The sequence below is a fragment of the Nonomuraea insulae genome, from assembly GCF_042656245.1.
Genome location: NZ_JBHSPA010000085.1, coordinates 45,925 through 72,232, shown reverse-complemented (window position 1 = coordinate 72,232; position 26,308 = coordinate 45,925). Strand labels below are relative to the sequence as shown.

At 70.3% G+C, this 26,308-nt stretch carries 24 protein-coding genes and 1 pseudogene; 19 read left to right on the top strand and 6 right to left on the bottom strand.

Annotated features, from left to right (window positions below; genetic code table 11):
- Positions 1-55: 55 nt before the first annotated feature.
- A complete protein-coding gene (locus tag ACFPZ3_RS54060; RefSeq protein ID WP_379522262.1) occupies positions 56-1,297 on the bottom strand; it encodes an MFS transporter in 1,242 nt (413 codons plus the stop codon).
- A 395-nt stretch (positions 1,298-1,692) separates the two neighbouring features.
- Here ACFPZ3_RS54060 and ACFPZ3_RS54055 point away from each other — a divergent pair, with 395 nt between their 5' ends.
- On the top strand, positions 1,693-2,100 hold the full coding sequence (locus ACFPZ3_RS54055; protein ID WP_379522261.1) for a DUF885 family protein: 408 nt from the start codon (positions 1,693-1,695) through the stop codon (positions 2,098-2,100).
- 49 nt (positions 2,101-2,149) lie between these two features.
- On the opposite strand, the gene ACFPZ3_RS54050 is transcribed toward ACFPZ3_RS54055, so the two are convergent.
- Positions 2,150-2,662 (bottom strand): NUDIX hydrolase, encoded by a 513-nt coding sequence (locus tag ACFPZ3_RS54050; protein ID WP_379522260.1) that lies wholly within the window; start codon positions 2,660-2,662, stop codon positions 2,150-2,152.
- A gap of 344 nt (positions 2,663-3,006) precedes the next feature.
- On the bottom strand, positions 3,007-3,909 hold the full coding sequence (locus ACFPZ3_RS54045; protein WP_379522259.1) for an aminoglycoside phosphotransferase family protein: 903 nt from the start codon (positions 3,907-3,909) through the stop codon (positions 3,007-3,009).
- 578 nt (positions 3,910-4,487) lie between these two features.
- On the opposite strand from ACFPZ3_RS54045, the gene ACFPZ3_RS54040 reads away from it, so the two are divergent.
- Positions 4,488-4,613 (top strand): hypothetical protein, encoded by a 126-nt coding sequence (locus ACFPZ3_RS54040; protein ID WP_379522258.1) that lies wholly within the window; start codon positions 4,488-4,490, stop codon positions 4,611-4,613.
- A 68-nt stretch (positions 4,614-4,681) separates the two neighbouring features.
- The gene (locus ACFPZ3_RS54035) at positions 4,682-6,055 is read left to right on the top strand and encodes an FAD-binding oxidoreductase (RefSeq protein ID WP_379522257.1); all 1,374 of its coding nucleotides are present in this window, start codon (positions 4,682-4,684) and stop codon (positions 6,053-6,055) included.
- Positions 6,056-6,064: 9 nt separating this feature from the next.
- Here the strand turns inward: ACFPZ3_RS54035 and pdxR are convergent, their stop codons facing one another.
- A complete protein-coding gene (gene pdxR / locus ACFPZ3_RS54030; RefSeq protein ID WP_379522256.1) occupies positions 6,065-7,540 on the bottom strand; it encodes a MocR-like pyridoxine biosynthesis transcription factor PdxR in 1,476 nt (491 codons plus the stop codon).
- 522 nt (positions 7,541-8,062) lie between these two features.
- Here pdxR and ACFPZ3_RS70265 point away from each other — a divergent pair.
- The 10 genes from ACFPZ3_RS70265 (at position 8,063) to ACFPZ3_RS53975 (ending at position 18,458) form a co-directional block, all read left to right on the top strand.
- A complete protein-coding gene (locus ACFPZ3_RS70265) occupies positions 8,063-8,830 on the top strand; it encodes a GntR family transcriptional regulator (RefSeq protein ID WP_417629172.1) in 768 nt (255 codons plus the stop codon).
- 30 nt (positions 8,831-8,860) lie between these two features.
- The gene (locus ACFPZ3_RS54015; protein WP_379522255.1) at positions 8,861-10,138 is read left to right on the top strand and encodes an extracellular solute-binding protein; all 1,278 of its coding nucleotides are present in this window, start codon (positions 8,861-8,863) and stop codon (positions 10,136-10,138) included.
- A 140-nt stretch (positions 10,139-10,278) separates the two neighbouring features.
- Entirely contained in the window at positions 10,279-11,211 is a 933-nt protein-coding gene (locus tag ACFPZ3_RS54010; protein ID WP_379522254.1) for a carbohydrate ABC transporter permease, read from the top strand.
- Positions 11,208-12,008, top strand: a complete 801-nt coding sequence (locus ACFPZ3_RS54005; RefSeq protein WP_379522253.1) for a carbohydrate ABC transporter permease — start codon at positions 11,208-11,210, stop codon at positions 12,006-12,008. The genes ACFPZ3_RS54010 and ACFPZ3_RS54005 overlap by 4 nt, the downstream gene beginning before the upstream one ends.
- The gene (locus ACFPZ3_RS54000) at positions 12,005-13,981 is read left to right on the top strand and encodes a GH36-type glycosyl hydrolase domain-containing protein (RefSeq protein WP_379522252.1); all 1,977 of its coding nucleotides are present in this window, start codon (positions 12,005-12,007) and stop codon (positions 13,979-13,981) included. Before ACFPZ3_RS54005 ends, ACFPZ3_RS54000 begins: the two co-directional genes overlap by 4 nt.
- Positions 13,978-14,829: an ROK family protein gene (locus ACFPZ3_RS53995; RefSeq protein ID WP_379522251.1), complete on the top strand. Its 852-nt coding sequence runs from the start codon at positions 13,978-13,980 to the stop codon at positions 14,827-14,829. The genes ACFPZ3_RS54000 and ACFPZ3_RS53995 overlap by 4 nt, the downstream gene beginning before the upstream one ends.
- A complete protein-coding gene (locus ACFPZ3_RS53990; RefSeq protein WP_379522250.1) occupies positions 14,826-15,590 on the top strand; it encodes a sugar isomerase domain-containing protein in 765 nt (254 codons plus the stop codon). The genes ACFPZ3_RS53995 and ACFPZ3_RS53990 overlap by 4 nt, the downstream gene beginning before the upstream one ends.
- Positions 15,587-16,279 carry an SDR family NAD(P)-dependent oxidoreductase gene (locus ACFPZ3_RS53985; protein WP_379522249.1) on the top strand — a complete coding sequence of 231 codons (693 nt, stop codon included), beginning with the start codon at positions 15,587-15,589 and terminating at the stop codon, positions 16,277-16,279. Before ACFPZ3_RS53990 ends, ACFPZ3_RS53985 begins: the two co-directional genes overlap by 4 nt.
- Complete coding sequence (locus tag ACFPZ3_RS53980; protein ID WP_379522248.1) at positions 16,276-17,499, top strand: FAD-dependent oxidoreductase; 1,224 nt, start codon at positions 16,276-16,278, stop codon at positions 17,497-17,499. The genes ACFPZ3_RS53985 and ACFPZ3_RS53980 overlap by 4 nt, the downstream gene beginning before the upstream one ends.
- Complete coding sequence (locus ACFPZ3_RS53975; RefSeq protein ID WP_379522247.1) at positions 17,496-18,458, top strand: phosphotriesterase family protein; 963 nt, start codon at positions 17,496-17,498, stop codon at positions 18,456-18,458. Before ACFPZ3_RS53980 ends, ACFPZ3_RS53975 begins: the two co-directional genes overlap by 4 nt.
- A 4-nt stretch (positions 18,459-18,462) precedes the next feature.
- Here the strand turns inward: ACFPZ3_RS53975 and ACFPZ3_RS53970 are convergent, their stop codons facing one another.
- On the bottom strand, positions 18,463-19,290 hold the full coding sequence (locus tag ACFPZ3_RS53970; RefSeq protein WP_379522246.1) for a poly(ethylene terephthalate) hydrolase family protein: 828 nt from the start codon (positions 19,288-19,290) through the stop codon (positions 18,463-18,465).
- Positions 19,291-19,366: 76 nt separating this feature from the next.
- On the opposite strand from ACFPZ3_RS53970, the gene ACFPZ3_RS53965 reads away from it, so the two are divergent.
- The 4 genes from ACFPZ3_RS53965 to ACFPZ3_RS53950 all read left to right on the top strand — a co-directional run bounded on the left by ACFPZ3_RS53965 (position 19,367) and on the right by ACFPZ3_RS53950 (position 23,465).
- Positions 19,367-20,677 (top strand): M28 family metallopeptidase, encoded by a 1,311-nt coding sequence (locus ACFPZ3_RS53965; protein WP_379522266.1) that lies wholly within the window; start codon positions 19,367-19,369, stop codon positions 20,675-20,677.
- A 480-nt stretch (positions 20,678-21,157) separates the two neighbouring features.
- Positions 21,158-21,748 (top strand): Pr6Pr family membrane protein, encoded by a 591-nt coding sequence (locus ACFPZ3_RS53960; protein WP_379522245.1) that lies wholly within the window; start codon positions 21,158-21,160, stop codon positions 21,746-21,748.
- A 369-nt stretch (positions 21,749-22,117) separates the two neighbouring features.
- Complete coding sequence (locus ACFPZ3_RS53955; RefSeq protein WP_379522244.1) at positions 22,118-22,537, top strand: RNA polymerase sigma factor; 420 nt, start codon at positions 22,118-22,120, stop codon at positions 22,535-22,537.
- Positions 22,527-23,465, top strand: a complete 939-nt coding sequence (locus ACFPZ3_RS53950) for a CU044_5270 family protein (RefSeq protein WP_379522243.1) — start codon at positions 22,527-22,529, stop codon at positions 23,463-23,465. Before ACFPZ3_RS53955 ends, ACFPZ3_RS53950 begins: the two co-directional genes overlap by 11 nt.
- A gap of 59 nt (positions 23,466-23,524) precedes the next feature.
- Here ACFPZ3_RS53950 and ACFPZ3_RS53945 read toward each other — a convergent pair.
- Positions 23,525-23,692 (bottom strand): annotated as a pseudogene (locus ACFPZ3_RS53945) (helix-turn-helix domain-containing protein); the annotation flags it as partial.
- A gap of 90 nt (positions 23,693-23,782) precedes the next feature.
- On the opposite strand from ACFPZ3_RS53945, the gene ACFPZ3_RS53940 reads away from it, so the two are divergent.
- Complete coding sequence (locus ACFPZ3_RS53940; RefSeq protein ID WP_379522242.1) at positions 23,783-24,574, top strand: alpha/beta hydrolase; 792 nt, start codon at positions 23,783-23,785, stop codon at positions 24,572-24,574.
- Positions 24,575-24,608: 34 nt separating this feature from the next.
- Positions 24,609-24,926, top strand: a complete 318-nt coding sequence (locus ACFPZ3_RS53935; RefSeq protein WP_379522241.1) for a DUF885 family protein — start codon at positions 24,609-24,611, stop codon at positions 24,924-24,926.
- Positions 24,927-26,308 lie beyond the last annotated feature (1,382 nt).

Here is a 26,308-nt window from a genome sequence, read left to right as displayed (position 1 = left end):
CCTGCCGCACTACCAGCAGCTACGTGAACCCCCGAAGAACTTACGGGCGAGACCACTAAGCGTCCATGCGGTCCTGGGGGACGGCCGGAGACAGCGTCGTGGTCGTACGAACTCTGCGCCAGACCAGCGCCAGCGGTATTCCGGTGACCACCCCCGCGGCGCCGGTGACCGCGATCGTGGTCGCGGGGCCGATGTGGTCGGCCAGAACCCCGCCGAGCAGCAGTCCCACGCCCTGGACGGCGGTGATCGCCGGAACCGCGAGGCCGAGAGCCTGGCCGCGCCGGTGGCTGGGCAGGGCACGGACGAACTCGGCCTGCGCGATCACCTGGTACGCGGCGGCCACGCCGGTGAGACTCCACAGGGCCACGGAGGCGATCAGGCCGGGGTGCAGCGCGCAGACGGTCAACGGCAGCCCGGCCACCGCCGCCAGCGGGCCAAGCGTCCTGACCTGCGCCGCGTGCGGCAGCACCCGGCCGATCAGCAACATGCCGACCACGTTTCCGGCGGGGATGGCGCCGAGCAGCAACCCGATCAACTGCGGCGGTGTATGGATCTGCGCCGCGTACGGCACGGCGAGCCCGCCGGGGACCACGTAGAAGCCGGCCAGCAGCGCGAGCGCGAGCACGGAGCGAAGCCATGCCGACCCCATGATCAGCCGGACCCCTTCGGCCGTGCCGGTCCGCCGCCGCGTCGGCGACGGCTCGGCGGCGGGACGTCGCCGCACCCCTGCCCACACGATGAGAGCGCAGCAGGCGAACGTGGCCGCGTTGGCCGCCAGCGCCGGATACGGGCCGATCGTGCTCACCACCACCGCGCCCACCGTGAACCCCGTCAGCAGGGTCACCTGATAGGTCAGCTGGTTGGCCGTCACTCCGAGCGAGTAGAGGTCGTCGGGCAGCACGTCACGGATCAGGGCGGTACGTGCCGCTCGCTCCGGCGAGTCCACGAGCTGGAGGGCGAACACCAGCACGCACAGCACGGCCAGGGGCATCGTGGGCAGCGCCATCGCCGCGCCCAGGGCGGTGCGAATCAGATTGCAGGCGATGATGAGGTCGCGCCGCGGATAGCGGTCGGCCAGCCCGCCCAGCAACGGCCCGCCCAGCAGCGCCGGAAGCATCGTCAGCGCGTACGTCAGCGCGGTGAGGAACGGGGAACCGCTGCGGTCGAAGACCAGGAGCGCCAGGGCCACCCGGGCCAACTGGTCCCCGACACTGGAGATCAGGGTGGAACTCCACAGCGCCCGATACTCGCCGATGCGGAAGAGCGCGGCGAACGTCACCGGCCGTTCTGCGCGCACGCTCCGCATTCCTCCTGCTCGTGTCCTGGAACCGTCGAAGCCGTTCTCTTCGGCGGATCGGTGCGCGGGCGCGCGAGAAGGCACTCGCGACGCCCGCGCACTCCGGCGGCCCATCCTTGCCAGGTCGGCTCAGCCGCTCTTCACAAGTGAGATGCGGCCGCCACTTCCGTGAATGTTCTTCGGAATCCGGCCGAGTGATCAACCCCAGCCGCTGTCGCCCTTGGACATTGTCGCCTCCAATCGGTTACTCAAGTACTCTATTAAGGTACCTCGGTACCATATAGCGAACGGTCATGAGCCGCAAGAGCCAATGGCGCGGAGTGGATGCACGGTGACGAGCAGGGCGACGCGGTCCGGTTACCGTGACCAGACGACACCAGTTTTCAAGCTTTGTGATGATTACGTCGGGAAGTCTGCCGCGCTCGACCCGATCAGCGCGGAGGTCGGCGGACTTCGCCGCGGCCACCGACTGCAGCCCAGATGGTCATGCCGCCCGTGCCGAGCTGATCCGGTGCACCCTGGCCGAGCTCGCCGGACTGCGCGTGACCTCCGAGGCCGACCGGCACGCCGCCGGGCACCTGTGGGAACGCCTGGAAGCCGAGTCGGCCTGGCATGCGAGCGGGGAACCACTGCGCATGGTGCGCGGCCAGTTCGGACTGGTCAACCTCATCCGCGACAGCGTCGACCTGCTTCCACGCGGCGATGACGACCAGTGGCGTGACGTCGCCGTCCGCCTGGCGGCCGTGCCGGCGATGCTGGCGAGCTGGCGACACCCGAGTACGTCGGCTGCCAGCCCGGGCTGAGGGAATCGGGCCATGCGGCTGAGCCACCCACTCGACATGATGCCGCCGATCAGCCAGTCGACGGCCGGCCCTCGTTCCCGACTACCAAATATCGGCGCAACGCCTCTCGCCCACCGGGAACGAAAGGCCGTCGATCAACGACCTCCCGCAGTTCGAGCTCTGTGAGCCAGGCATGCCAAGCGATCTCGGACGGATCTGGAACCAATGGCTCAGTGATCACGGCCTCGTGCACCCCGAACCAGACGGGGCTGAACCCATCCCGGCACAGGAACTTGAACATGAAACGCACCGGGACGCCGGCGCCCAGCTCCTCGGACAGTTCGCGGGCTGCCGCGTCCTCATACGACTCGCCCACGTCCGCGGCACCGCCGACCATCACGTCATAGTGGCCGGGAAAGCGAGTGTGCTGCTCCGCCCGGCGCAGCACGAGGATCCGCCGCATCGGATCGCGACAGATCGTCGTCGCGATCCGATGCATCCATCGCCGGCGCTCCGCCTCTGCGCGATCCACGACTTCCAGCACGCGATCCCGTTCATCCACTCGCTCGACCAGCTCGCCCATGCAGGACACGATCGCAGGCGCCACCGACAACCTGCTCTACGAGCGCCCCAAGCTAGTGATCTGCGTCACATGACCTGCCAGGAAACGCAACACGAGCGACGACCCCAGCGCGAACACCCCGATGGAAAACCACCTGCTCGATCGCCACACGAACACAACCGCACACAGCGAGTACGGGCAGAAGAAGGCTCTTCATCACCGACGCCATCCTCAAGGGCCTACCCCCGCACATCGCACAGGTCATCGCAGGTCACACCAACATCAACACCACGATGGGTTACGCCACCGATCGGCCAGCTCGTAGTTCGGGAAGCTGAGAACCGGGACAAGGCGGGCTGACTGCATTAAACGCCCTTCAGAACACGATCAAGTGCTGCCCGGCCTGCGGGTCCCCAGTTCGGCTTGCCGCCGGGAAGGCCTCGATCTCCGTTCTGCCCCATGAGCATCAGGAAGAGGCTCTTCATAGCGGCCAGCCCGCGGGCGCGCCTGATCGCCGCCGCGTCCGCGTGCGCGTACGCGTCGAAGAAGCGTGAGGCCGTGCCCGTGGGTAGCAGTACCCATGCGGCGGCGAGGTCCCACGCGGGATCGCCGGCGAACAAGGCATCGAAGTCGACGATGCCCGAGAGCGTCCCGTTCGAGATGACGACATTCGCGGGATGGAGGTCGCCATGCACCCATAGCGGCGGGCCCTCCCACTCGGGGGCCGCGACGGCATCGGCCCAGACGGTCCGGACGGCGCGGACATCGCCGACGGCGTCGGGGTCAATGGCCTGCAAGAACTGCTCGAAGCCGTCCGTGCACCTCTTGGGGTGAGCGCCGCGGTCCGAACTGGCCGGTGCCTCGGCGGGCGCCTCCACGTGGAGCGCCCGGAGGAAGCCCGCCAGCGTGTCGGCCGCGTGGTTGCCGCGGCTGATCGAGCCGTGGTCCAGCGGCTCGCCGGGAACCCACGTCATCACGGTCCAATGCTTGGGGAAGCGCTCGGACGGTTCGCCGAACCGCACCGGGGTCGGCACCGGGAGCGGCAGGCGCGGGGCCAGCACGGGTAGCCACCGTCGCTCCTTGAGCTGGAGCTCCGGGGTGGGGGCCATGCGCTGCATGCGCACGGCCAGCTCGTCCCCGAGGCGCCACATCTGGTTACCCCAGCCGCCCGCCACCTCGCGGATGGCCAGCCCTGCAAGGTCTGGATGTTGCTCCTGCAGCAGGTCGCGGACCAGGTCTGCGGTGATCTCGATCTCGGTGTCGGTCATGCGAGGTCACAGTACTGAGGCGGAGCGGCTCTCGCTCTTCGAGAGCATCTCGCTGTGATTCCTCTGGCATCACCGATTCGGCTTCAGAGAGCTGCAGATCAGAGGCTTTGGGACGGAACGGCCCCACAGTTCAGGCAATCCTGCATTCAGTGCCCGCTCTTGCGCATCGACCCTGCCCAGCAGCGTCGGCCCTTGGGCAGCAACCAATCGGCCAGTGGCGTTAGCGAGCCGTTGGGGCTCGGGTTATCGCCACTGGCCGATCTGATGCGAATGGGGCTGGGTCAGCTGGCCGCGTCCTCGGTGGCCACGACGGCGCGCTGAGTGTCGGCCTGGGCCTCAGCGAGAGTCTTGTGGACGACGCCGATGGAGACTTTGACTCCGGCGGCAATGGCGCGGACCTGAAGGCCGGAGGTGAAGGGCCGCATCCAGGTGGCCGCTGGCCGCGATCTAAACCCTGCAGTGATCTCGGTGCAGCCACGATCAGAGCGGTCCGAGGGGGTCCGGCGGATCGGCGTCGCGATCCAGCGTTGACAGGACGCCCAGGGGGTTCGCGCTCCTCGTACGGAAAATGGGACTCCATGATCGCGGAGGGGCCGTCCAGGTGCATGGCCGCCTCGCTCGGCGTGGCGTTCGAGGTGATCGCGCGGTCGAACCGCCCGAGCAGTATCGCGATCATCTCGTGGTCGGGGCATGACGGCCTCTGAATTGGTCCTCGATTGGCTGGCAGGATCGGACCTTATCGAGTGTACCGATTCCTGCCAGGCTGAGGGGCATGACAACGACAGCAACCCGCTTCGACGGCCGGGTGCTCACGCCTGGCGACGCCGGCTACGACGCCGCCCGTACCGTCTGGAACGCCATGATCGACCGGCGTCCACGCATGATCGTCCGCGCGGCGGGCGTCGCCGACGTGGTCGCCGCCGTGCGGTTGGCCCGTGAACTGGACCTTGAGATCGGCGTGCGCTGCGGCGGCCATAATGCCGCCGGCTTCGCCGTGCCTGACGGTGGTCTCATGATCGACCTGACGCCCATGGGCGGCGTGCGGGTCGACCCGGCCCGTCGCCGGGCCCGGGTGCAGGGCGGCGCGCTGCTCGGCGCGCTGGACCGGGCGTCCCAGGCGTACGGCCTGGCCACCACCGCCGGCAACGTCTCCCACACCGGCGTCGGCGGGCTCACGCTCGGCGGCGGCATGGGCTGGCTGGCCCGCCAGTACGGCCTGGCCTGCGACAACGTCGTCTCCTACACGATGGTCACCGCCGAGGGCGACGTGGTGACCGCGAGCCGTACCGAGAACCCCGACCTGTTCTGGGGCCTGCGCGGCGGTGGTGGCAACTTCGGCATCGTGACCGAGTTCGAGTTCGAGTTGCATCGCACCGGCACGCGGACAATGGTCGCCGAGTTCGACTTCCGTGCCGAGGACGCCGTCCCGGTCGTCGAGGGCTGGCGCGACCTGAACGCCGTCGCGCCCCGGCAGGCGACGTTCACCGCCAGTATCAGCAGCGCTCCCGTCGGCCCGATCGCCACGCTGGGGTTCGTGTGGGTCGGCGACCCGGCCGAGGGCCGCCGACTGCTGCCCGCGATGCGGGCGCTCGGGCGTCCCGTTGCCTCCCGCGTCACCACACCGTCCTACCTCGAACTTCAGCAACGCGAGGACTCCACCGGCGGCCACGCCTACCGCCGCTACGCCAAGGGGCACTACCTGCGGAGCTTTCCCACCGCGGCGATCGAGGCGTTCCTGCTGCGCGGCGGCTCCGACCTGAGCGCGAGCCCGGACCTGCCGGGCGTCGGCCTGCAGGCGCACGGCGGCGCGATCGCCGATGTCCCGGAAGCAGACGCGGCCTTCAGCCACCGCGGCACGATGTTCGAGTTCGGTGCCGGCGCCCGCTGGAGCGACCCGGCCGAGGACGACGCCAGGATGGGTGCCGCCCGCGCCGCGGGTGCCTCGCTTGAGCCGTACGCCAGCGGGATCTACGTCAACTCGTTGACGGCCGACGAACTGGCCGATGGGCAGCGCGGCGTGCGGCGGGCGTACTCGGCCGCGAAGCTGGCCCGGCTGACCGCGGTGAAGACCGCCTACGACCCGGCGAACGTGTTCCACCTGAACCAGAACATCCGTCCGGCCCAGAACATCCGTCCGGCACTGTGACGGGCCGCGTCAGGATCCCCGTACCTCCCGGATGGCCGTCGCCAGCAGCGCGACCCCCTCGGCGATGGCGCTCTCGCTGAGGATGGCGTAGCCGAAGATCAGGCCACCGGGCCCGGTGCCGGCGATCCGGTACGGCCCGATGCCCTGGATGCCGAGCCCGTGCCGGGCGGCTGCCGTCACCACCGCCGCCTCGTCGAGGTCGGGCGGGAGCCAGGCGACCACGTGCTGCCCGGCGGCGATCCCGGCCGGACGCAGATCCGGCAGATGGGTGCGCAGCGCGTCCAGCAGCGCGTCGCGGCGGCGCCGGTACACCGGACGCATCCGGCGCAGGTGACGGTCGAACTCGCCGCGGCCGAGAAAGTCGGCGAACGTCAGCTGGTCGATGACCGGCGAACCGCGGTCGGCGAGCAGCTTCGCCGAGGCGACGTCGGCGACCAACTGGGGAGGCACCACCATCCAGCCGAGCCGCAACCCCGGCGCGAGCGTCTTGCTGGCCGTGCCGCAGTAGACGACGTGATCGGGCGCCAGGCCCTGCATGGCGCCCACCGGAGACCGGTCGTAGCGGTACTCCGCGTCGTAGTCGTCCTCGACCACGATCGCGCCGCGGCGCCTCGCCCAGCGGATCACCTCGGCCCTCGCCGCCGCCGACAGCACCCCGCCGGTTGGCCACTGGTGCGACGGCGTGAGGACCAGCGCGTCGGCGTCGGCCAGGTCGAGGGCGTCGACCTGAACGCCGTCCGGACCCACCGGGATGCCGACCACCTCCAGTCCCGCGGCCCCGGCCAGCACCCGGGCATCGTCGACGGACGAGGGGTCCTCCAGGGCGATCCGTCTGGCGCCGTGCCGCGCGAGCACCTGGATCAGCAGCGAGATGCCCTGCCCGTAACCGTTGCAGATGACCATGTTGCCGGGGACGGCCAGCGTGCCGCGTACCCGGTTGAGGTAGTCACACAGGGCCTGGTGCAGTTCCGGCACGCCGCGCCCGTCGAGGTAGGCGAACCGGCTGTTGGGCGTGGTGGTGAGCACGGTACGAACCGAGCGCAGCCAGGCGGCCCGCGGGAACCGCGACACGTCGGTGCGCCCGTACCCGAAGTCGACCCTGAAGCCGACCCTCAAGCCGACACTGCGGGTGGCCGGCTGCGCCGTCGAAGCCGCCGTCGAAGCCGCCATCGAAGCCGCGGAGCCCGCGCCGGCGGCGGCCGGCGGCATCGACGCGGCGACCTGGGTGTAACCGCCCGATCGGCTGGCAAGGTAGCCCTCGGCCACGAGTTGCTGATAGGCCTCCACCACCACCCCGCGGGAAACCCCGAGCCCGGCCGCGAGTGTGCGCGTGGGTGGCAGTGACGCACCCGCTCGCAACCGACCGGCCCGGATGCTCGCGCGGATGGACGCCTCGATCTGCCGGTGCAGTGGCACCCCGGTGTCGCGGTCCAGTTCGATGAGCAAGTCCTCGGCCAGCCCGGAATTGGTCCTCGATCGCTCCACAGATCGGACCTTACCGAGGCGTACCAATTCCTGCCAGGCTGAGCGACCCGCCAGGGTCCTCGGTGGCGAACCAACCAGATGAGCTCCTGGCCGGGGCACAGGGACCGGCACCTTGGCCAAGCGACAGGCGGCACCATCTCTCTTCGGCAATGACGTCAAGCCCGGTTCGCCGTTCCACTCCCACTGGCAGGCCAGTATCTCGGGGGTGATGGCGTCGTCGCCGAGGTCCACCCGAACGCGACCCGCTGGAAGGCCTAGAGCCGGCTGGACAGGCGGGGGCTCGGCGGCCTGCCCTCGCAATCCACAGGCGGAGAGGGCGAGCGCGAGCGTCAAACCACAGACCACTCTCCGGGTCTTGTCAGTCAATGCCATGCCGTCCAGCCTGAGAGCTCGGCGTTCCACGAACGTCTCACGGCGATCTCACGGCGGGGGTGAAGGCGGCCTCCTCGTCCTTCGTTGGTTGACACGTTCTCGATGAAGAGGGAAAGATACGGTCGTCCGTACAACTGAGGCGGGGACCGCATGACCGACTGGGAACGCAGGCTGGCGCTCGATCCATCAGCGGTGGTGCCGCTCTACTACCAGCTGCGCGAGCGCCTGCGGGCGGTGATCCGCGATTGCGAGCCCAACACGATGATCCCCGCGGAGAAGGACCTGATGGTCTTCGCCGGCGTGAGCAGGGCGACGGCCAGGAGGGCGATCGGCGACCTGGTCCAGGAGGGGTTGCTGGTGGCCAGGCAGGGCAGCGGGACCTACACCGCGCCGCTGGCTGTGACGCCGGAGCTGGGAGCGCGGCCGGTCGGGTTCACCGAGACGATGGCCCGGCTGGGCCGCAAGCCCACGACGCTGCTGCTCAAGGCTCACCTCCAGCCGGCCGGGCCCGACGTCGCCGTCGCGCTCGGGGTGCGGGAGCACGAGGAGGTCGTCTTCGTCGAGCGGCTGCGCCTGCTCGAGGGCGTGCCCTGCATGGTGGAGAGCGCCCACCTGCCGGTCGAGCTGGTTCCCGGCATCCTCGACGAGGATCTCACCGGCTCCCTGTACGACCTGCTGCGCACCAAATACGGCCTCACCCCCGCGAGCGGGCGGGAGACGATCGGCGCGGTCAACGCCGACTACCGGCTCGCCGAGTTGCTGCGCGTGCCCATGGCCGCGGCCCTGCTGGCCACCGCCCGCAGCACCTGCGCCGAGAGCGGGATCGCCCTCGAATACACCATTCGTCACGCCCGCGGCGACCTCACCGTGTTCTCCGTGGAGCTCAACGACGCCAAGAACGCTCTCAGGGGCCACTGACCCCGTACCGGAAGGTCGAGCATGAACAGGTTGACGCGCCGTGACTTGCTCAGAACCGCCACTCTCGCGACGGCATCCGGCCTGCTCGCCGCCTGCGGCTCGGACCCGGTCGAAGCCGTGCCCGCCGACGGGGTGCCGCGGGGGAAGATCTCCGTCTGGCTGCACCAGACCAAGGCCTACGACAAGGTGTTCAACCCGCTGCTGCACAAGTACGTCCAGGAGTTCGGCGGTGTGGATGTCACTCCGCTGTACGTGCCGGTCGACAAGCTCGACGCCAAGCTGCTGACCGCGTTCGCCGGCGATGTCCCGCCCGACCTGTTCAAGGTCGGCGGCTGGACCATTCCCGGCCACGCGCGCAAGGGCCGGCTCGCCCCGGTCGTCCCCAAGGCCATGGGCGTGGCCGACGAGAAGGCGCTGGTCCAGGCCTACGACGAACGTGCGATCGGCTCACTGTCCTACGACGGCAAGCTGTACGGCGTCCCCGTCGACTACACGATCTGCTACCTCTACTACCGCAGGGACAGATTCGCTGAAGCAGGGCTGGATCCGGACAAGCCGCCCACCACGTGGGAGGAGGTCGCCGAATACAGCAAGCGGCTGACCTCGGCCGACGGCAAGAAGGTCGGCCTCCAGTGGATCCTGGGCAACCCGCAGTGGACGCTGATGCAGTTGCTCGCCCTGGTCAAGGGCAAGGGCGGCACGATACTCAGCCCCGACGCCGCCAAGGCCACGCTCGCCACGGACGCGGGGGTCGAGGCGCTGCGCTACTACGGCAGCCTGGGCAACCCCAAGCTGTCGAACCCGCTGTCGGGGTTCGGGCTGTTCGCCACCGGTGAGGCGGCGATGCTGGTGTCCGGGCTGTTCGCGATGGATCTGTTCCCGTCGCTGAGCGCCAAGCTGACGTTCGGCAAGGTCTTCGACATCGCGCCGATGCCGCGCTGGGAGTCGGGGCAGCCGGTCGCGCCCGCCTACACGTGGGGGTGGGCGGTCGCCGACCAGTCCAGGCTCCCGTACACCGCCTGGCACTTCATCGGCTACCTCCAGCGCGAGGAGATCGCCGCCACGCAGCTCAAGGACGCCAGCCTGCTCACGCCGGTGAAAGGCTGGGAGAAGCTGCCGGGAGCCGACCAGAAAGCCCTCGACATCATGGCGGCGTCCGCGCCGTACGCCGACTTCGGGCCGCAGACGCCCGTCTGGAACGAGATGGCCAAGTCGCTGACCGACGCCGCCGACGCGGTGGCGTTCGGCAAGAAGACGCCGGAGCGGGCGGCGGCGGACTTCGACCAGGCGATGCGGATCGCCCTGTGACGACGTCCGCGGATCGTCCTGCGGCGACGTCTGCGGATCGTCCTGCGGCGACGTCTGCGGATCGCCCTGTGACGACGTCCGCGGATCGTCCCGTGGCGACGTCCGCGGATCGTCCCGTGGCGACGTCCGCGGATCGTCCTGTGACGACCTCCCCGGACGCGGCCGCCCGGCGGCTCGTGCCGCGCGTCGCGCGCGGGTCCGGCGGCGGGCAGCGCCGGGCGGAGGCGCGCGCGGGGGGCCTGCTGGCACTGCCCGCCGCTCTCTACTTCCTGATCTTCTGGGTCGTGCCGTTCGCCTCGGCCGTCTACCTCAGCTTCACCAGCTACGACTTCGCCGGCACGCCCGAGTGGACGGGCCTGGACAACTACCGCAGGATGCTGGACGACCCCGGCTTCTGGAACTCGGCCGAGGTCACCGCCCTCTACACCGTCGCCTCCGTGATCCCGTCGATCGTGCTCGGCCTGGCGATAGCCGTGCCGCTGAGCAAGCCGGGCCGCTACAACGCCTTCCTCCGCGCTCTGGTCATGATCCCGGCCGCGATGCCGCTGGTGGCCACGTCACTGACGTGGTCGGCGATCTTCGCTGACAGGGGACTGGCGAACACGCTGATCGGGCTGGTCGGCGTGGAGCCGAAGGCGTGGCTGACCGACGAGGGGCTCGCGCTCTGGGCCCTGGTGATCATGACGACCTGGAAGCACCTGGGCCTGTTCGTGATCATTCTGACCGCGGGTCTCCAGGGGCTGCCGCTGAGCGTCTTCGAGGCCGCCGGGCTCGACGGTGCGGGACCTTTGCGGACCTTCTACCGCATCACGTTGCCGCTGCTGCGCCGCACCCTGCTGTTCGTGCTGGTCATCGCGGTGATCGGGGCGATGCAGTCGTTCGTGCCCGCCTTCCTGCTGACCAAGGGCGGACCGGCGGGCGCGACCGAGGTGCTGCCGCTCTACATGTGGGCGACCGGCTTCACGTTCGAGCGCATGGGCTACGCGTCCGCGATCGCGATGGTGCTGCTCGTGGCCATGCTGGCGCTCTCGTTCGCGCAGTTCCGCGTACTGCGGGGAGGCGATGACGGGTGAGGGCCTTACGCGCGACGGTGCTGACGCTGGTCGTGGCCGTGATGTTGCTGCCGGTCTACGCGATGTTCGCCGTCTCCTCGGCCTCGGACGCGAACGAGCTCGGGGGGCTGTCGTTCGACGCCGCCCAGCTCGCCGCGCACGTGGCGGAGCTGTTCGGGCAGGGCGGCTTCCCGCTCTACCTGCGCAACAGCCTGATACTCTCGCTCGGCGTCGCGGTGCTGGAGGTGGTCCTGTCCGCGGCCGCCGGCTACGCGCTCGCGCAGCTCCGCTTCCCCGGGAGCCGGGCGTTGTTCGCGGTGATCGTGGGGACGCTGTCGCTGTCGCCGATCGTGGTGCTCGTGCCGATGTACCTCATCGTCAAGACGCTGGGCTGGATCGACACCTTCCAGGGCATGATCGTGCCGTTCATGATGAGCGCCTTCGGGGTGTTCCTGGTGCGCCAGTTCGCGTCGGCGCTGCCGCGCGAGCTGCTGTTGTCCGCGCGGGTAGATGGGGCGGGCGAGCTGCGCATCTTCCTGCGCATCGGGGTTCCCCTGCTGCGGCCCGCGTTGCTGACGCTCTTCCTGCTGCAGTTCCTCGCCCAGTGGGACAACCTGCTCTGGCCGCTCATCGTGGCCAACGATCCCGGGCTGTGGCCGCTGCCGGTGGGGTTGTCGCAGCTCCAGACCGAGTACGACTTCAGCGCCGGCCTGGTCGGCACCGCCGCGCTGGTCACGGCGCTGCCGCCGTTGGCGCTGATGCTGCTGTTGCAGCGCTACTACGTGGCGGGACTGACGCTGGGAGGGGTGGGCAAATGAGCACGTACGGCGTGTGGACGACGCAGTACGGGGTGCCGGCGTTCGCGTACACGCTGGACCAGGAGCGGGACGCGCGTGCCGAGTGGGATCCCGTGCTGGATCCGCCCACACGGCGGCACTTCGCGCACGTGGGCAACCGGCGGATCACGCTGGTGTCGGACAACTACGGGCTGAGCGACCTGTTCGACGAGCACACGGGCCTGTTGTGGCTCACGCGAGGGACAGGGGTGACCCGCCTCGGCGGGCTTTCCACCGATATTTCGGGATCTGAGCGGGTCTTTGGGCCCACCTTCGCCATCGTCCGGGTGGCCGACGAGCGGGTGGCCCTGGAGCGCACGGTCCTGTGCCCTGAGGGAGAGCAGCCGTGGGTGCTGATCCGGCTGCGGGTGCGCAACCTGCTCGACGCGCCGATGCGGATGGAGCTGATCGAGGAATGGACGGCCGGCGCGGCCCGGGTCGAGCTCATCACCGGCGCTGCCGCCGCGGACGACCCCGGGCTCGAACTGGAACTCCTCGGCGGGGCCAGGACGCGAGCCGGGCGGCTGGAGGTGCCGCTGGAGCTGGACGCGGGTGGCGAGCGGGTGCTGGACTTCCGCTTCGGCCTGCTGGACTCCCGCTCCGAGCCCGCGTCGTTCGAGCGCAGCCTGGAGGCCCTGCGCGCCCGGCTGCCGCGCGCGGAAGCCGGGCGAGCGCCCGAGGCCGAGCGGGAGATCCCCTGGCACGCCGCCCTGCTCACCGGCGCGGCCTGCGCCGACGGCGTGCTCGGCGGCCACACCCTGGACCAGGGATCCTGCTACTCCTTCAGGCACGGCTTCAACGGAGCCGCCCGCGACCCGCTCCAGCACGCCCTCCCGCTCGTCTACGTCGAGCCGGACCTGGCGCTGTCCGTGCTGCGCAACACGTGCGCATGGGGCGGGCCCGACGGCGACCTGCCCTATGCGCTCGGACCGGACAAACGGCCCTGGACCGATCTGTTCCGCCCGTCGGACCAGAATCTGTGGGCCCTGTGGCTGGCCGCCGAGTACCTGAGCGCGACGGGCGACGAGGCCGCCTTCCACGCGACGGTGCCGTACCACCCGATCCACGAGGCCCCCGAGGTGCCGCTGCACGAGAACCTGCGCAGGCAGTTCAGATTCCTCGCCGACGTGGTCGGACGAGGCGAGCACGGACATCTGCGCATACTCAACGCCGACTGGAACGACCTGGCCATCGGCGAGAGCGGCGTGCCGCGCGAGGTGATGATCGCCCAGGGCGAGTCCGTGCTGAACTCCGCCATGGCCGCCTGGGTCCTGCCGCGCTACGCGACGCTGGCCGAGCGCCTCGGCGACGACGCGACCGCCGCCGAGGCCCGCAAGCTGGGCGAGGAACTGCGCGAGCTGGTCGCGGGAGAGTGGAACGGACGCTGGTATCGCCGCGCGTACGGCCCGGGAGCGATCGTCGGCGACGACGATCTGTGGCTGGAGGTGCAGCCTTGGGCCATTCTGTGCGGCGCCGCCCCACCTGAGCGGGCCGTGGAGCTGTTGCGCACGATCGAGCGCACTTCAGCCGCCGACTCCCCGCTGGGCGCCCGGCTGCGCTGGCCCGCGCGCGACGCGTACGGACCGGGCGGGACCGGCACGATCTGGTACGCGATCAACATGACGCTCGTCTGGGCCGCCGCCGCGCACCTGCCCGAGCTGGCCTGGGACTGGTGGCGGCGGATGACGCTGGCCGCGCACACGGCCGCCTACCCGGACGTCTGGGAAGGCACGCTGTCAGGCCCCGACGCCTACCTGGCGCCAGAGACCGGCCGTCCCGGGCGTACGTGGGACCTGGCCGAGGTGGGCATCGCCATGCAGGCGTACCCGGTGGCGAACCTGCACAGCCACTCCCAGCCGCTGCTGGCCTACCTGCGGCTGCTCGGCGTCGAACCCTTCCAGCGGCCGCGCGGCGGCGCCCGCTTCGCCTCCCCGGTGCTGGAGGTCGGGCCGTGACCGTGCTCGGCATCGACGTCGGCGGCACCTACACCAAATGGGCGGCACTGGAAGGGGACACCCTCCGCGACTCGGGCACCGTCCCCACACCGCCGGGGCCGGAGGAGACGATGCGGCTCGCGGCCTCGCTGGCCCAGCGCGTCGAGTCCATCGGGATCGGGCTCCCTGGACATGTGGACCGCGACACCGGAACCGCCCTTTTCGTCCCCAATCCTCCGGGTGACTGGGACGGCTACCCCGTGGCCGACCGGCTGCGCGAGCTGACCGGAGTCCCCGTCTCCGTCGTCAACGACGCCCGCGCGTTCGCGCGCGCCGAACTGGAGCTGGGCGCGGCCCGCGGGCTGGCCGACGTGCTGTTCGCCGTGCTCGGCACCGGCGTGGGCGGGGCCGTCGCGCTGCGCGGGGCCGTGCTCACCGGGCCGCGCGACAACCTCGGCGAGATCGGGCACCTCACGGTCTGCCCTGGAGGACCGGTCTGCGGCTGCGGCAACGAGGGCTGTCTGGAGACGTTCGCCGGTGGGCCGGGCATCGTACGGGCCTTCGGCTCGGGCACGGCCGCGCAGGTCGCCGATGCGGCCAGGGCGGGTGACGGGCGGGCGGTCAAGGCGTTCGAGCGGGCCGGTTGGGCGCTCGGCGTGGCGCTGGGCGACGCGGCCGCGCTCCTCGGCGTCGGCTCGGTGGTCGTGGGCGGCGGCGTCTCCGGCGCGCTCGACCTCATGCGCTTCGCCCTGTACGCCGAGCTTGCGCGAAGACGACCGTTGATCGGTGACCTCGCGGTGCTGCCCGCCGCACTCGGCCCGATGGCCGGGGCCGTCGGCGCCGCGCTCTATGGGAGGAGATCTGGATGAAGTGGATAAGCCGCGCCATGGAACTGCTCGGCGAGATCGAACGCACACAGGAGGAGAACCTTTCCCAAGCCGCTCGTATCGCCTCAGAGGCCATCCTCGGCGGAGGGGTGGTGCACACGTTCGGAACCGGGCATTCGCGGATAGGCGTGGAGGAGATGTTTCCCCGTTACGGCTCCTATCCGGGCTTCCACCCCATCGTCGACCTGTCCACGACGTTCTACACCCAGGTGGCCGGCTCGAACGGGATGCGGCAGGCCATGTTCATCGAGCGCGTCGAAGGGCTGGCCGAGGCCATCCTGGCCAATTTCGAGCTGCGGCCGAGTGACGCGGCCATCGTGTTCAGCGTGAGCGGGCTCAACGCCGTACCCGTCGAGATGGCGATGGGCCTGCACAAGGCGGGCCTGCGGGTCGTGGCCGTGACCTCGATGAACGAGACCATGGCCGTCGAGCCCGGTCATCCCAGCGGGACCCGGCTCGCCGACCACGCCGACGTGACGATCGACCTGCGCACCCCGATCGGCGACGCGCTGTGCCAGGTGGAGGGGCTGGCCGAGCCGGTCGGGCCGGGCAGCACGCTGGCGGCCGTCTCCGTGGTCAACGAGATCAAGGTCCGCACGGCCGAGTTGCTGGTCGCGGGCGGCTGGACGCCGCCGGTGATCTCCAGCGCCAAGCTCGTCGGCGACGCCCGCGCCGGCGAGCTGTTCGAGGCCGCCTATCTCGAACACGCCCGCCGCGCCGCGGCCGTGCTCAGGAAGCCATGAGCGCCGTCCTGGTGGCCGGATCGGACGGTGGCATCGGCCGCGCCTGCGTCGCGGCGATCGAGACGGCCGGTACGAGCGCCCACGGCGTGGATCTGTCCGACGGGGTCGACATCACCGCCCCGGGCCAGGTCGAGCAGGCGCTGGCCGAGGCCACGGCCCGGCACGGGCGGATCACCGGCGTCGTGCACGCGGTCGGCATGTCCGGCAGGTTCCTCGGCGACGGCGGCGTGGCCGAGTGCACCGACGAGGCGTGGCACGAGGTGCACAGGGTCAACCACGAGTCGGTGTTCCGGCTGCTGCGCGCGGCCCTCCCCGCGCTGCCCGAGGGCGGCTCGATCGTGGTGATCGGCTCGGCGCTCGGCACGTCGGTCGACGACGACTTCCGCACGGTGGCCTACGCCTCGGCCAAGGGCGCGCTGATCCAGCTGATCAGGACCGCCGCCCGCGAGGCCGCGCCGCGCGGCGTGCGGGTCAACCTGATCTCAGCCGGTCTCGTGGCCACGCCGATGAGTCTTCGTGCGCGTACGTCCGCTTCCGTCAAGGCCAGGATGCCCGCGCTGATGCCGCTCGGCGCGGCGCCCTGCCTGCCGGAGGAAGTGGCGCAGGCCGTGTTGTGGCTGCTCTCGCCGTCGTCGGGGCGGACCACGGGCGCGGTCATTCCCGTCGACGGAGGGTGGCATCTGCGGTGAACGTCCTGTGGGAAGGTGACGTGGTCGTCGCGGGTGGCGGCAGCGCCGGGTGCGCCGCCGCCGTCGCGGCCGTGCGTACCGGAGCGTCGTGCCTGCTGGTGGAGCCGGCGGGCTTCCTCGGCGGCACCGGTGTCGCCGTGCTCGACACCTTCTACGGCTTCTACGCCCCCGGTCCGGTCTCGCGCAGGGTGGTCGGCGGGATCGGCTGGGAGGTGTGCGAACGGCTCTTCGCCGCCGGCGCCGCCTTCGAGCGGCCCAACACCTACGGGGCCGGCACCGGCCTCACCTACGAGCCCGAGGAGCTCAAGCTCGTCTGGGACGAGCTCACCTCCGAGGCGAGCGTGCTCCTGCACGCCCGGGTCTGCGCGTACGTGCCTGGCGTCGGGGTCGAGGTGGAGACCGTGGCCGGACGGTTCCTGGTCAAGGCCCGGGTGATCGTGGACGCGACGGGCGACGGCGAGGTGGCCTGGCGGGCCGGCGCCGCGCTGGAGCGCCCCGGCCTGCGGGCGCAGCCGATGACGGCCACGTTCCGGCTGGGCGGGGTGGACCTTTCCGCGACGAGTTCGCCGGAGTTGCACGCGCTGATGGCCGACGCCGACCTGCCCAGGCGCGAGGGTTCGGTGCACAGGACCGTCAACGACGGGATCGTGCACACCAATCTCACCCGGGTGAGCGGGCTCGACCCGACCGACCCGTTCGAGCTGTCACGCGCCGAACGTGAAGGACGTGCGCAGGTGCGCGAGTACGTCCGCTTCCTGCGCGCCAAGGTGCCCGGGTACGAGTCGGCGGTGCTGCTGAGCACGTCGGTACGGATCGGCGTGCGGGAGTCGCGGCGCCTCATCGGTCGATATGTCCTGACTTCTGATGACGTATTGGCCGGCAGGGATTTCCCCGACACGATCGCCCGGTGTGGCGCGCCCATCGAGGACCACGCCGCCGGATCGGCCACCCGATGGGAGTACGTGCACGACTACGGGACCTACGGAATCCCGTACCGATGCCTGCTGCCCGTCGAGGTCGGCGGGCTGATCGTGGCCGGGCGGTGCCTGTCGGCGACGCACGACGCCCACGCCTCGGCCCGGTCGATGGGGCAGTGCATGGCGATGGGGCAGGCGGCCGGGACGGCCGCGGCGCTGGCCGTACAGGCCGGGCTGGATCCCGGGGCGGTGGACGTGGAGGTGCTGCGCGCCCGGCTGCGCGAGGAAGGAGCGCTCCTGTGACGCTGGGACCGGTTCGCACGGTGCTGGGGGACGTGGACTCGCTCGGTGTGACATATGCGCATGAGCACTTCTTCATGACCGGTGACTGGCCCGTCCGCAATGAACCCGACTACCGGCTGGACTCCCTGGACGCGGCCGTCGCCGAGGTGACGGCGGCCCAGCGGCTCGGGCTGTCGGCGGTGGTGGAGATGACGCCGCTGGGGTTCGGCCGCAGCCCGTCGCTGATGAAGGCACTGGCCGAGCGGACCGGACTGCACGTGATCGCGGTGACCGGCTTCCACAAGAGCGCCTACTACAGCGACGCCCACTGGCTGCACCACTACACGCCCGAGGAGATCACCGAGCTGCTGGTCGCGGAGATCGAGCTGGGCATGGACGAGTACGGGCTGGTCGGGCCGCTGGTGCGGCGGTCGTCCGCCCGCGCGGGAGCCATCAAGATCGCGACCGCTTACCACGCTTTCGGGCGCGGGGTGGAGCGGCTGGCGGGCGCGGTGGCGCACGCCGCCGTCCGCACCGGCGTGCCCGTCGTGACCCACTGCGACAAGGGCACCATGGGGCACGAGTTGCTGGACGCGCTGGCGCTCTGCGGGGTGGCGGCCGATCGGGTGGTGCTGGGGCACATCGACCACAACCCCGATGCCGGATATCTCATCTCATTGGCGGAGAGGGGGGCGTATCTGGCCTTCGACCGTCCCGGGCGGATCAAGTACGGGCCGGACAGCGAGATCGTCGCACTCGTCGCGGAGCTGGCCGGGCGCGGGCTCGGGCATCGGCTGCTGTTCGGCATGGACCTGGCGCGGCGGTCGTACTGGCCCGGGCTGGGCGGCGGGCCCGGGCTGACCTACCTGCTGGAGCGGTTCGTGCCCCGGCTGGAGGCGGCGGGGCTGGGGGAGGTGGCCGAGTCGGCGCTGACCGGCAACCCGCGCGCCGCCTTCGCGCTGCGCCCGGCCGTCCCGTGACGGCTCAGGGCAGGTTCTTCTCCGTCTGGTTCTGCCAGTCGGCGTTGGTGTTGATCTCGGGTGAGGCGCCCGCGAACGCGCCGCGCGCGTAGGTGTCGCCCTGGAGCTGGTACATCAGCCACGCCGTCACGTACCCGAGGAAGCCGCCGCCCGTGCCCTGGATCGTGTTGTGCCCGGCGCCCTTGAGCAGCGCCTTCGCCGCCGCGCCCGGGACCTGGCCGTAGTACGTCTGCAGCGCCGAGTCGGGCGAGATGATCACGTCGGTGGACCCGCTGACGAACAGCACCGGGCAGGCCAGCTGGCTCACCGAGAAGCTGTCCCCGGCGCCCACCCAGATCGGGGCGGGCAGCGCGATGGGCACGACGGTGTCGATCAGGCCGCCGGACTTGGTGGCGGTGTTCACCGAGCCGCCCGCGCCCTGGGAGTGGCCGACCGCGCCGACCTTGGTCACGTCGAGCTTGCCGTAGAAGACGCTGGAGGCGTCGGTGTTCCTGGCGATCAGGTACTGCGCCGCGGCGATCATCTCGGACCCGGTGCCCGTCGTGGTGTCGGTGGAGGCGACCACGGCGAACCCCCAGGAGGCCAGCTGGTTGAGCAGCCCCGGATACTGCGTGGGCACCGCGTTGGTCCCGTTGCCCCAGGTGACGATGGGGTGCAGGACGCCTCCGGCGCCGAGGTCGGCCGGGTAGTAGAGCTTGTACCCCGGCGCGTCGGCGGTCGCGACCGTCCACGGTCCGGCGACCTCGTAGTGCGCCTCGATGGTGTCGGCGGCCTGGGCCGGACTGGCCAGGAGTCCCAGTAAGACCGCGACGGTGAGCACGACCAGCTTCATACAAACTCCCAAATTTGTACGGATGACCGGAACTCTTGCTTCACAAGCGGGCCTTGTCAATGGTTGGATCGTGGCCATGGAGCACATGCCGTCCGCCGCCGAGATGCTCGGCTGGATCGAGACCGTCGTGGGGCAGGGCATCCGCCGCCCCGGCTACCCGGCGGACGCGTGGACCGAGCAGTGGCTGGCCGAGCGCCTGTCGGGCTTCGGCCTGGAAGTCTCGCTCGAACCGGTCGAGGTGCGGCGCTGGCAACCGGGCACCGGGCTGCTCCGACTCGACGACGGCACCTCGTGGACCGGCCTGCCGCTGCCGTTCACGGCGCCGGCCAGGAGCCTGCGGGGCCGGATCGCGCGGCTGGCCGACGCCCGGCCGGGCGACATCGTGGTGGACGAGCTGACCTTCACCGAGCTGCCGCAGTCGTTCGTCAGGACGCTCGCGACCTCGGCCTACGACCCTGAGGGCAGCTTCGACACGCTCGTGCAGACGATCCCGTTCGGCCCGCGGATGATGGAGGTCGTCGAGCCCGCCCTGGCCGCCGGGGCCGCGGGTTTCGTCGGCGCGTTGACCGGCCTGCCCTGGGACACCCGCGACTACTACGTGCCGTACGACGCGATCGAGCGCCCGATCCCCGGCCTGTGGCTGTCCGGGACGGACGCCCGCCGGCTCCTGGCCCGGCTCCCGTGCGAGGGAGAGCTGATCGCCGAATCCACCCTCGACACCGTGACCACCCACAACGTCGTCGCCACCCTCCCCGGCGCCTCCCCGCACACGGTCATCGTCGCATCACACCACGACGCCCCGTGGGCCTCGGCCGTCGAGGACGCCTCCGGTCTGGCCCTCGTCCTGGCCACCGCACGCCACTGGGCTCGCGTCCCGGCGCGGGAGCGCCCGCACAATCTGACATTTCTGCTCACCTCCGGCCACATGGCCCACGCGGCGGGCACCCGCGCCTTCATCGATCGCCACCGGCCGGAGCTTGCGAATGTGGTGCTTCAGTTACATCTGGAGCACGCCGCGCTGCGCTGCGAGGCGGTGGACGGCAAGCTCGTGCCGACCACCGACCCGGAGGTCAGGTGGTGGTTCACCACGCGGGCTCCCCAACTGGAGAAACTGGTCGCCACGACGCTGGAGGCGGAGGACCTGCGGCGCTCGTTCGTCCTGCCGCCCGACGTGTTCTCGCCGATGCCGCCCACGGACGGCGCGTTCTTCCATCCCGAGGGCGTGCCGCTGGTGCACTTCCTGTCGGCGCCGATGTACCTGTTCGACTCGGCGGACACGATCGACAAGGTCGACGTGGCAGGGCTCGAGCCGCTGGCTCGCGCGGCCGTCCGGATCGTGGCGGGCACCGCCGGCTGGACACCGGCCGAGCTCCGGGTCGCTCCATGACGGGCGGCCTGGTGGCCTTCCCACGACGATGGTGGGCTGGCGAAAGGCCTTGCCGGCAAGGCACCGCCGCGTGCCCCGGGCCGTAAACAGGGCCCGACCCGCAACCTGCTGGAGCACCTGCGCCACCGCAGCACTGACGTGTTGCGCTTCGCCGACATTCCGGGCCTCGTGCCCTTCACCAATAACACCGGTGAGCGCGCGCCGCGGCCGGTCAAGACCGTGAATGTTTTACCCTGGCGCTAACGTGATCACGATGTTCCGCCTGCCCGTTCCCTGCGCAGCCGTCCTGACTGTTGCGGGCCGCGCCGATGTTGAGCGTGCGCACGTCGTTCGACGGCCCCGTGTCGAAGTACGCGGGCGACATCCTCTGCACCGTGCTGATCTGCACGCTCGGGAGATCCCGGCCGCGCCGCGGCCGTTGCGGGGCAGCACGTTCGACCCGGCCCGGGCCGCGCACCCGCGCTGGTTACGGAGAGTCGGATGACGGCGTGGCGGATCCTGCTGGTTGCGGCGGCCGTCGCAGGCCTGGTGTGCCTGGCGACGTCGATCGGCCGCCCGTGGGCATACTTCACGGTGCAGAGCAACGTCATGCTCGCGCTCTACTACGGCTGGCGGCTGGTCAACGACCGGAGGAAACCAGCCTCCGCCGACGTCAAAGGCGCGGTGACCCTGTACCTGCTGGTCACATGCCTGGTCAACTACGTCTCGCGGGACCTGGCCAACCCGCTGGCAATGCTGGCCGGCGGCGGGATACGCGGGCTGGGCAACTTCCTGCTGCATTACGTGACGCCCGTCATGGCGCTGGTCGACTGGGCCGCTTTCGACCGGTCGCGCCGAGTCCGCTGGGCGGCGCCGTTCGCCTGGCTGGGCTACCCGCTCCTGTACGGCGCCTTCGTGCTTCTTGCCAGCCCCAATCTGCCCCGCCGCTACGTCTACCCGTTTCTGAACGTGGAACGACTGGGCTGGCCGGCCGTCGCGTCGGCGTCGCTCGCAGCGCTGGCCGCCTTCGTGGTGCTCGGCTACGCCCTGCTCGGCATCCACCGGCTCACGGCCGAACCCGCGGACCCCTGAGCCCGCGCCGCATCCGTGCACAGCACACGCACCGTGGACGGGCGCACCCAGCCGGACCGCGGCACCGCCCGGGACGGGACGAAGGCGACCCTCACGCCCTACTCGATCTTGAGTCCGTGAATGCTTACCCTCAATTCGCACCTATCGCAGCGTTCCACTCCATTCAATGGACAGCTCTCCAGCATGGCCTGGAAGGCCGGTTGCTCAGCTGGAGCAGGCGGTGCCGCCGGCCGCCATCCAAGCTGGCCGGCCGCATCGTTGGGGTGCGTGCACTTTGACCTCGACGAAGCAATCTGTCACGCCGAGAACCCGAATCCCGGCTCCGGGTGAAAGCAGGTGACGAGAACGACGAAACGGAGTTCGAACTTGATGCCGGACACAGATCTGGACGACGCGGAGGTGATCAGACGTGCCCGGAGCGATCCCGGCGCCTTCTCGGCGCTGTTCGACCGGCACGCCCCGGCCCTTCACCGGTACGTCACCAGACGCCTCGGCGACTCGCTGGCCGACGACGTGGTGGCGGAGACGTTCCCGGCCGCATTCCGGCGGCTCGGCCGCTACGACACCGCGTACCGCGACGCCCGGCCCTGGTTGTACGGCATCGCCGCCAACCTCATCGGCAAGCACCGGCGCGCGGAGCTGAGGGCGTACGAGGCGCTGACCAGGAGCGGGACGGACGTGGTGGCCGAGAGCTACGCCGACCGGGTGGAGGCGCGGGTGGCGGCAGGGGCCCGGGCCGCGCTGGGCGGCGTCGATCCGAGCGGGGAGGAGCCCGGCCGTGGACGATGATCTGAGATTGCTGACCGAGTTGCGGGCCGACGCCCCGGAACCGGATGCCGACCGCCTGCGCACGCTGCGCGCCCGTGCCATGAAGCCGTCCAGGAGGCGGCGCCGGTTCCTGCTGCTGCCCTCCGTGCTGGCGCTCGCGTTGGCCGTCGCCGCGGCGGCCGTGACGCTGAACGGCGACATCGGCTTGGGCGTCCAGCTTCCCGCTCCTGCCGTGCATACCGAGCTCTTGTCGACGTCCGTGCTGCGGCAGGCCGCGCTGGTGGCCGAGCGGCGCGAACGGGACGACGTGCCGAGAGCCGATCAGTGGGTGTACCGGAAGGTGGCCATCGAGCAGGCCACACCTCTCGTACAGGAGTACTGGACCCGCTACGACGGCACCGAACACGCCTACCGCGAGAACGGGGGCCCGATGGAGCGGCGGCGAGCCGAGGTCACGTCGGACGAACTGACGCCCAGGCAGTACGCGGCTAAGCTGGCGGCCCTGCCCACCGACCCGCGCAAGCTGCTGGCCCACGTCAAGAAGGACCCGCACTGGCTCGCCGAGCCGAAGGGCGGCTTGGAGGAGAGCCCGGACGAGATGGCGTTCCGGGTGTTGTCGCTCTACCTGGAGCAGGAGGTCGCCACGCCTCCCCGGCTGGAGGCGGCCATCTTCCGCGCGCTCGCCGAGATCCCGGGGATCCGGGTGGAGCGGGACGTGCGTGACGCGGCGGGCCGGGAGGGCATCGGCCTGGCGCTGGAGGGTGGTGAGCAGTCTCTCGCGCGGTCGTACATCGTGCTCGACCCGGAGACGTACCGGTTCCTCGGCCGGCGCGTGAACACGCTGCGGGACGAGGTCCTCGACGGCGAGGTGCTGTCCAGGAAGGGCGACACGTACGCCACCGCCGAGCTGGGCACCGGGGTGGTGGACCAGCCCGGGCGGCTGCCCTGACATAGGCCCCGGTCAGCCGCGCCGGCCGGGAGGGTGTGGTCCATGGCGGCCGGCGCGAGGCCGGCCCGGGTGGGCCATCTCCGGTTGACCACCGGGCGGCTGGTGCCCGCCGGCGCGGCGACCGCCTCGAACGTCAGCTTGGCGTAGCCGGCCTCGGTCAGGATCCGCCAGGTCGCCGCCAGGATGGCGTGCTCCAGCCGCTGTCCGCGTCGCCGTGTGGCCGTCACTCGATCGCTCCTTTAGATGCGCTTCGCATCTTACATCTGCTAGCGTCCGGAGGGTCATTAGATACGTACCGCATCTTAAGGGGAGAGTTCGTGATCACCACGAGCAGTGTTCACACCGAGGGCGCACAGATCGTCTACGACCACCAGGGCAGCGGCCCGCCGCTGCTGCTGATCTCCGGCGGTGGCGGCGACGCCGCCCGTCACCAGCGCCTGGCCGCCCTGCTCGCCGGGCAGTACACGGTGGTCAGCTACGACCGGCGCTGCAACTCCCGCAGCACCGGCGACACCAGCCAGGACCTGGACATGGCCCAGCAGGCCCGCGACGCCGTCGCCGTCATCCGCGCGATGGGCCACCAGCGGGCCTACGTTTTCGGCAACAGCTGCGGCGCCTCCATCGGCCTCGAACTGGCCGCCTGCCACCCGGAAGCGATCATCAAACTCATCGCCCACGAGCCACCGGTCATGTCCATCCTGCCCGACGGCCGCCACTGGCAGACGTTCATGGACGGCGCCCACGACACCTTCCTGGCCGAGGGCGACGTCGCGGCCATGAAGGTGTTCCACTCCTCCTTCGTCGGCTTCGAAGAGTCCACGATCGCCCGCATCTCGGCCGAGAACATCACCCCCAACAGCGAGTTCTTCCTGTCGCGGGAGTTCCTGCCGATCACCTACCACGTGCCCGACCTCGACCGGATCCGCGCCAACGGGGTGGCGATGGTCAGCGCCGCCGGGAGCGCCAGCACCGGCGCGTTCTACGCGCGCACCGCGAAGGTCGTCGCCGAGCGCACCGGCTGCCCGTACGCCGAGTTCCCGGGCAACCACATCGCCTTCATCAGCGATCCCGAGCCCTTCGCCCAAGTGCTGCGCGAGAGCCTGCGTTGACGGCTTCGTCCGAGGATTCGAGTGGAGCCTCTACGTGGCCGCCGGCCACGGCATGCTCGGCCTCACACTCGCCCCCGCGACGGCCGAGGCGATCGCGGACCTCATCACCGGAAACGAGATCGGCGATTCCGAGCTTCTGCGCCTGCGTGCGAAGGTCCGCGCACGGCTCGGCGCCGACTTCGACGTGCGGAAGTTTCATCGCGCCGTGCTGGGCCCCGGGGGAATGCCGTTTCCCTTGCTGGAGTGGCATATCGACCGAACCTTCGAGGCTCACGTGAACACTCCGCTGCAAGGGGAGGCTCACGTCGCAACCTTGGCCGACCCCACCCCTCACGTTCCGGGACCTGGGTGAATCCTTCGGCGGGCCTGGCCGGACGGGACGCGGCACAGGAGACCAGAGGCCCTCGATGATCGAGGTGTTGCGAAGCCAGTTGAATCCGCCCTGACTGCCCGCATCCGAGTGGTGAATCGAACCGCGCGCGGAGGCGGAGGTTGCGTAGCCGGGTGAGCGATTAGAAGAACTGGAATGACTACACTCTGTCTACAGTGAGATGCACCTTGTAACATTCACGTATGGTCCGAGGGCGTCACCGCCGACCGTCTCGTGGAGGCATTCTCCTCAGCGCCGAACAGCTCTCTATGCTGGCTCTCGTCGGCACCATAGTGTCCGCCTGCTCAATGATCACCGACATAGCCGGAGGCGTCCAAGGTGACGCACCCGCTCCCACTGTCGTCGCCGGGCCTACCGTCACTGTGACGGCGCCCTTGCCTGGACAGACTCTCGGCGGCTATCGACAGGGCGATGACTGTCCAAGCCATCTCATTGACTTCCGGTTCGCCCCGGATGGCACGGTAGAGGTTCCCTCCTCCTGTTTGACCCCGCTCGGGACGTTCAAGATCAGCTAACACTCCGTGGCGGGCTGCGCGGTGCCGTCGTCATCATCCGGCAACTCGCCCTGGATTCCCCGAGCGTAAGCCGCAGCGGTGACGTGGGGGAGGGCCTGTTGGGAGCGTGTTCGGGGTGAGTTCCGTGCACCTCGGCCGCTCACGCCCGCCTTCAGCGCGCTTACCTACTGTTGCGTGAGAGCATCCATCCGGAATTTGTCGGTGACGTGGGGCAGAGTGATCGCATGAGCGATTCGCCTGCCACCCGCGTCCTAGCCGACGCCCCCAGCGTTACTGCCGCGCATCCGGAGGCCACACCCACTGGGGCAGGTGCCCATGCCCCGAATGATCGGGCCAAGAGCACTCCCCTGGGAGCCGAGTCTCTGCTCTGCTCCACCTGCCACGGCGTCATCATCGAGGTGAACCCAGGCTCCTACACCATCCTGCGCGGCCAGCTGATTCTCAGCAACGGGTATTGCCCAGGAAACTGTCCCAGCCCAGAACGTCCGTGAAACGATGATCACCCCTCGGCGAGCAGGGCGGCCATCTCAGGATGGGGCGGGACACGCAGGACGGAGAACGCGTTCCCAGTGACACGGAACCAGCGGGTCCACCTGTCGTCTTTGTCGCTGCTTGACAAACTGACCACCTTCGCCGGCGGCCGGCCCGAACGGACCCCCGAGCCCACGAGCCGCTACGCGACCACGACCACACCAATCGTATGGCACACCACACCGGCAGGTACGCTTGTGTGATCCCTACAACTCCGGCCGCGAAACACGCGTAGTCCCCGCCATTCCGGGATCCCGGGGGCAGCCGAGAGTATGTTGCCCAGTTAGGGCGGGGACG

Bases quoted from the DNA above. Each gene is read 5' to 3' on its own strand.
- ACFPZ3_RS54055 (WP_379522261.1), top strand. From the start codon at position 1,693: ATGATTACGTCGGGAAGTCTGCCGCGCTCGACCCGATCAGCGCGGAGG.
- ACFPZ3_RS54050 (WP_379522260.1), bottom strand. From the start codon at position 2,662: ATGGGCGAGCTGGTCGAGCGAGTGGATGAACGGGATCGCGTGCTGGAA.
- ACFPZ3_RS54045 (WP_379522259.1), bottom strand. From the start codon at position 3,909: ATGACCGACACCGAGATCGAGATCACCGCAGACCTGGTCCGCGACCTG.
- ACFPZ3_RS54040 (WP_379522258.1), top strand. From the start codon at position 4,488: ATGATCGCGGAGGGGCCGTCCAGGTGCATGGCCGCCTCGCTCGGCGTG.
- ACFPZ3_RS54035 (WP_379522257.1), top strand. From the start codon at position 4,682: ATGACAACGACAGCAACCCGCTTCGACGGCCGGGTGCTCACGCCTGGC.
- ACFPZ3_RS70265 (WP_417629172.1), top strand. From the start codon at position 8,063: ATGACCGACTGGGAACGCAGGCTGGCGCTCGATCCATCAGCGGTGGTG.
- ACFPZ3_RS54000 (WP_379522252.1), top strand. From the start codon at position 12,005: ATGAGCACGTACGGCGTGTGGACGACGCAGTACGGGGTGCCGGCGTTC.
- ACFPZ3_RS53990 (WP_379522250.1), top strand. From the start codon at position 14,826: ATGAAGTGGATAAGCCGCGCCATGGAACTGCTCGGCGAGATCGAACGC.
- ACFPZ3_RS53985 (WP_379522249.1), top strand. From the start codon at position 15,587: ATGAGCGCCGTCCTGGTGGCCGGATCGGACGGTGGCATCGGCCGCGCC.
- ACFPZ3_RS53970 (WP_379522246.1), bottom strand. From the start codon at position 19,290: ATGAAGCTGGTCGTGCTCACCGTCGCGGTCTTACTGGGACTCCTGGCC.
- ACFPZ3_RS53965 (WP_379522266.1), top strand. From the start codon at position 19,367: ATGGAGCACATGCCGTCCGCCGCCGAGATGCTCGGCTGGATCGAGACC.
- ACFPZ3_RS53960 (WP_379522245.1), top strand. From the start codon at position 21,158: ATGACGGCGTGGCGGATCCTGCTGGTTGCGGCGGCCGTCGCAGGCCTG.
- ACFPZ3_RS53955 (WP_379522244.1), top strand. From the start codon at position 22,118: ATGCCGGACACAGATCTGGACGACGCGGAGGTGATCAGACGTGCCCGG.